Source organism: Streptomyces niphimycinicus (genome assembly GCF_018883605.1).
Lineage (GTDB): Bacteria > Actinomycetota > Actinomycetes > Streptomycetales > Streptomycetaceae > Streptomyces > Streptomyces niphimycinicus.
Window position 1 is genome coordinate 1 of the sequence record NZ_JAHLEM010000887.1, and the last position, 4,645, is coordinate 4,645.

The 4,645-nt window shown below is 71.6% G+C and carries 5 protein-coding genes; 2 read left to right on the forward strand and 3 right to left on the reverse strand.

The genetic code is table 11. The features are described from left to right. Positions 1-1,534, reverse strand: a 1,534-nt coding sequence (locus tag KN815_RS44795) for a serine/threonine-protein kinase (RefSeq protein ID WP_216347552.1), incomplete at its 3' end; no start/stop codon positions are given. 137 nt (positions 1,535-1,671) lie between these two features. After that, on the reverse strand, positions 1,672-2,529 hold the full coding sequence (locus tag KN815_RS44800; protein ID WP_216347555.1) for a menaquinone biosynthetic enzyme MqnA/MqnD family protein: 858 nt from the start codon (positions 2,527-2,529) through the stop codon (positions 1,672-1,674). Between the two features lie 356 nt (positions 2,530-2,885). On the opposite strand from KN815_RS44800, the gene KN815_RS44805 reads away from it, so the two are divergent. Next, the gene (locus KN815_RS44805; protein ID WP_030834854.1) at positions 2,886-3,089 is read left to right on the forward strand and encodes a cold-shock protein; all 204 of its coding nucleotides are present in this window, start codon (positions 2,886-2,888) and stop codon (positions 3,087-3,089) included. 141 nt (positions 3,090-3,230) lie between these two features. On the opposite strand, the gene KN815_RS44810 is transcribed toward KN815_RS44805, so the two are convergent. Next, the gene (locus KN815_RS44810) at positions 3,231-3,677 is read right to left on the reverse strand and encodes a cupin domain-containing protein (RefSeq protein WP_216347553.1); all 447 of its coding nucleotides are present in this window, start codon (positions 3,675-3,677) and stop codon (positions 3,231-3,233) included. A gap of 191 nt (positions 3,678-3,868) precedes the next feature. Between KN815_RS44810 and KN815_RS44815 the strand changes: the two genes are divergently transcribed. After that, positions 3,869-4,645: AraC family transcriptional regulator (locus KN815_RS44815; RefSeq protein ID WP_216347554.1), on the forward strand; the 777-nt coding region annotated here is incomplete at its 3' end.

Consider the following 4,645-nt stretch of genomic DNA (forward strand, 5'->3'; position numbering starts at 1 on the left):
TGCCCGAGTCGGAGGTCAGATCGCCCTGCCAGGTGCCGAGGAACGCCTTGGGTACGGCACCCTTCCCGGAGTCGTCGTGCGCTCCGTCTCCCGGGTTCCGTCCGGTGGCGGAGGGGCGGGGGTCCGCGGCGCTCTGGTCGTTGTTGTCGCTGGAGCCGCCGGGCAGCACCTTGAAGAGCACGGCGGCGGTCGTCGCCACGGCCAGCGCGCCCGCGACGGACAGGACCAGCGTGCAGCTCAGCGCCTTGGGGCGCTTCTTACCGCCGACGGCGGCGGAGAGCGCGACACTGCGGCCGCCCGGTTTCGACGACGGCGGTGAGGGGATCGGAGGTCCCGGCTGGTCCTTCGGGGGCAGCCCGTTGGCGTACGACGGGTCGGGCGGGCCGAAGGCGCCCAGCAGGGGTGAGGCCGGAGCCGGGGTGGGCGGCGGGGTCGGTGAGTCCGCGGCGAGTGGGCGGGGGGTGGCAGGCTCGGCGGCGGGCGGCTCCGTGGCCGACGGCCCGGCCGAGGACGGCCCTACGGTGGGCAGCCCCATGGATGACGGCTCTATGGATGACGACCCTATGGCGGAGGGCCCTACGGCAGAGGGCCCTACGGCGGGCGGCTCGGCGACGCGCGGCGGGGCCACGGCCTCCGCCTCCAGGTCGAGCAGCTCCACCACCTGCCGGCTCACCCGCTCGACCAGCGCCCCCGGCAGCCAGCCCGGCCGGGCGAGCCCCGAGGCTCCGTCCTCAGGGGCGAGACGCCGCACGATCCGCTCGGGGGTGGGGCGGTCGGCCGGGTTCTTGGCAAGGCACGCGGCGACCAGATCGCGCAGGTCACCCGTCAGCTCGGGGCCGAGCCGGGGCTCGTCGTGCACCACCTTGTAGAGCAGCGCGGCCGAAGTGTCGCCCGGGAACGGCGGCTTGCCGGTCGCCGCGTACGCCAGCACCGCGCCGAGGGAGAAGACATCGGCCGCGCCCTCGACGCCCTCGCCCAGGATCTGCTCGGGCGCCATATAGCCGGGCGAGCCGATGGAGGCGCCGGTCGAGGTCAGCGACACCGTGCCCTCGGTGGCGCGGGCGATACCGAAGTCGATCAGACGCGGACCGTCGAGCGCGAGCAGCACATTGGACGGCTTGACATCGCGGTGGACCAGGCCGAGGGCGTGCACCGCGGCCAGTGCCTCGGCGAGCCCCGCGCCCAGGGCCCGCACCGCCGACTCGGGCAGCGGCCCCTCGTCGGATACCGCCTGGTTGAGCGGAGGGCCCGCCACATAACCGGTGGCCACCCACGGAATGTGCGCCTCCGGGTCGGCGTCCAGGACCGGCGCGGTAAAGGCGCCACCGACCCGGCGCGCGGCGTCGACCTCGCGCCGGAAACGGGCGCGGAACTCCTCGTCCAGCGCGAAATGGGCGTGCACAACCTTCACCGCCACCGTGCGCCCACCCGCGCTGCGGCCCACAAAGACCCGGCCCATCCCGCCCGAACCGAGCCGTCCGAGCAGCCGGTACGCGCCGATGACCTGCGGATCGTCCGCTCCCAGCGGATCCATCGCGTTGCCTCCCCCTCCATGCGCCGGTCCAGCTTAGGGGGTGTTCCCGCCATCCACGCTGGTCGGTGCGGTCCGGAAGGCCAGGTCGGCTCTCGGCTCGGGCCAGGTCGCGTCGGGGCAGGTCGGCTCAGGTCAGGTCAGGTCAGCAGATCGACCCGGACGTCCGCCGGGTATCCGGTCGTCGGACCCGTACGGCGGGCGAACTCCGCGATGCCCTGCAACTGCTCCGCGCCGAGGCTGAAGTCGAGGGTGGTGAAGTAGCGCTCCAGCACCGACGCGTCGAGCTGCTCCCAGCGCGCCGCCTGCTCGGCGACCTTGCCGACCTCTTCCAGGGAGAGGTTCCGCGACTCCAGGAACGCCTGGTGCACGCCCCGGACGATCTCCGGCTCCCGCTCCAGGTACTCGCGCCGGGCGGCCCATACCGCGAAGACAAAGGGGAGCCCGGTCCACTCCTTCCACATCTGCCCCAGGTCGTGGACCTGGAGGCCCAGCCTGGGTGCGTCGTGGAGATTGGCCCGCAGCGCGGCGTCGCCGATCAGCACCGCCGCCTCGGCCTCCTGCATCATCAGGCTGAGGTCGGGCGGACAGGTGTAGTAGTCGGGCGTGAGCCCGTACCGCTCGGCGAGCAGGAGCTGAGCCAGGCGTACGGAGGTGCGCGAGGCGGAACCGAGTGCGACGCGCGCCCCGTTGAGCTGCTCCAGCGGCACCTGCGAGACGATCACGCAGGACATCACGGGCCCGTCGCAGCCCACCGCGATGTCGGGGAGCGCGACAAGATCGTCCGCATTGCGCAGATACTCCACCAGGCTGATCGGGCCGATGTCGAGATCACCACTGACCAGCAGGTCGTTGAGGGCGTCGGGAGAAGCCTTGGTGAGCTCGAAATCCAGGAGCGAACCGGTCCTGGCGAGGCCCCAGTACAACGGCATGCAATTGAGGTACTGGATGTGCCCCACTTTTGGCCGGCTGCGCCGATGACCGACAAGGGGCCTGATGCTTTCGGAGGCGTCCTGGGTACTCCGCGAGGGGGAACTCGGTGAATTGTCCACGCATCGGAGGCTAGCCCCGCTCGGCCCCGGGAATGGTGCCGGGGTGGCCGGCCGTCCTTGCGCTGACCGATCGGCAAGCGCTCGACCTGCGATCTTATCCATCCTGGAAGCCAGGGAAACCCCTCGTTTTCGTGATCTTCGGCTCTTTCCTCGTGCACACGGAGCGTGCTAGGCTCGCCGCAAGTTGCAGTTTGGTTTCCTTGCAGTACAGAGCCTGCGGAGCATGTAACCGCGGGCTTTTGTAGTTTTCAGACTTCTTGCAGGTTCTGGAGCAGGGCAACCCTTTGGCCCAAGGAGGGCTTATGGCTACCGGAACCGTCAAGTGGTTCAACGCCGAGAAGGGCTTCGGCTTCATCGCCCAAGACGGCGGCGGCCCCGATGTCTTCGTTCACTACTCCGCGATCAACGCGACCGGCTTCCGTTCTCTTGAGGAGAACCAGGCCGTGACCTTCGACGTCACCCAGGGTCCGAAGGGCCCCCAGGCGGAGAACGTCAGCGCCGTCTGATCCAGCAGCACCACCTAAGGAGCCCTGCTCCCCGCCTGGCGGGAAGCGGGGCTCCTGCCTTTCCGCCTCTTCTCGGCCTTCTCCGCCTTCCTGGCCTTTTCCGTCTGTTCCGCCTGTTCCGGAGGCTCGCGGGGGGGGCGGTCAGTCCTCCAACAGCCGGAAGTCGGCGAAGTCGAAGCCCGGGGAGACCACACAGCTCACCAGGACCTCCTCGTCCGCCATCGGACGGGCCGCCTGCCAGGTGCCCGGCGGGACGACGAGCTGGGGGCGCTGGCCGGAGGCGATATCGGGGCCCAGGACCAGCTCCGTGGGGGCCGCCTCCGGGCCGTCGCCCGTGCCGCCCAGCCGGAGCCGCAGCGGGCCGCCGCTGTGCCACAGCCACAGTTCGGCCGAGCGCACCACATGCCAGCGGGACTCCTCACCGGGAGTCAGCAGGAAGTAGATCGCCGTGGCCGTCGCGCGCTCGCCCTCGTACCCCGGTGGCCGCACCGTGACATCGCTGCGCCAGGTCTCCCGGTACCAGCCGCCCTCCGGATGGGGCTCGAGACCGAGCCATTCGGCTGTCGCGGGCCGCCGGGTCGTGGTCATGTCCCTCACCGCTCTCACAGGTCCGTCCGGGCCGTCGAGGATAACCGTAAGGCGCTCACGCCGTCCTTAAGGTGCTCACGCCGTCCTCCTTAAGGTGCTCACGCCGTCCTCGTCCTTAAGGTGCTCACGCCGTGTAGGGGTCCAGCGACGCACCGCTGACGCAACGCCCCGATCGGGCTACGGTTTTGACCATGGGGCGCGGGCGGCGGACGGTGACGGTGCACCATGTGCGGGCCGCGCTGCGCGGTGCGCAGCGGCTCGGCCTCGACACCGTCCCCCTGCTGCAACGGGCCCGGATACCCCCGCTGTTGCTCACCGACGACCGCGCCCGCGTCTCCCCCGAGCAGTTCGCCCGGCTGGTGCGCGCCCTGCACCGGGCCACCGGGGACGAGTTCCTGGGGCTGGCGACCATCCGCAGCCGCCCCGGCACCTTCGCGATGATGTGCTACGCCTCGCTGGGCTGCCCCGACCTCGGCACGGCGGTGGAGCGCGGGGCCCGCTTCTACCGGCTCTTCCCCGGCGGGCCCAATCTGGCCCTGGAGCGCGGTGCGGCCCGCGGCCGGGAGGCGGTGTTCGCCCTGCGCGGCGGGCTGGGCCCGCATGCCGACGGCCTTACGGCGGCCGAGCACCACATCGTCGCCGAATGGCTGATGCTCATCTGGCACCGGCTCGCGGGCTGGCTGATCGGGCGGCGAATCCCGCTGCTGTGGGCCCAGTTCGCGTATCCCCCGCCGCCGTACGCCGACGACTACGAGCCGCTGTTCGGCTGCCCGCCCCGCTTCGGCGCACCGCGCACCGCGGCCGGGTTCGACCGCCGCTGGCTGACCGCTCCCGTCGTCCAGGACGAGTCCACGCTCCAGACGCTGCTGCGGCACGCGCCCGCCGGGCTGCTCAGCCGCCGCGCCTACGGGACGACCGTGGCCGAGCAGGTGCGGTACGCCCTCACCGGGGCGCTGCGGGCGCGCGGC

What these genes read in the sequence shown, in the direction of transcription:
- KN815_RS44805 (WP_030834854.1), top strand. Translation starts at nt 2,886, where the DNA reads ATGGCTACCGGAACCGTCAAGTGGTTCAACGCCGAGAAGGGCTTCGGC.
- KN815_RS44810 (WP_216347553.1), bottom strand. Translation starts at nt 3,677, where the DNA reads ATGACCACGACCCGGCGGCCCGCGACAGCCGAATGGCTCGGTCTCGAG.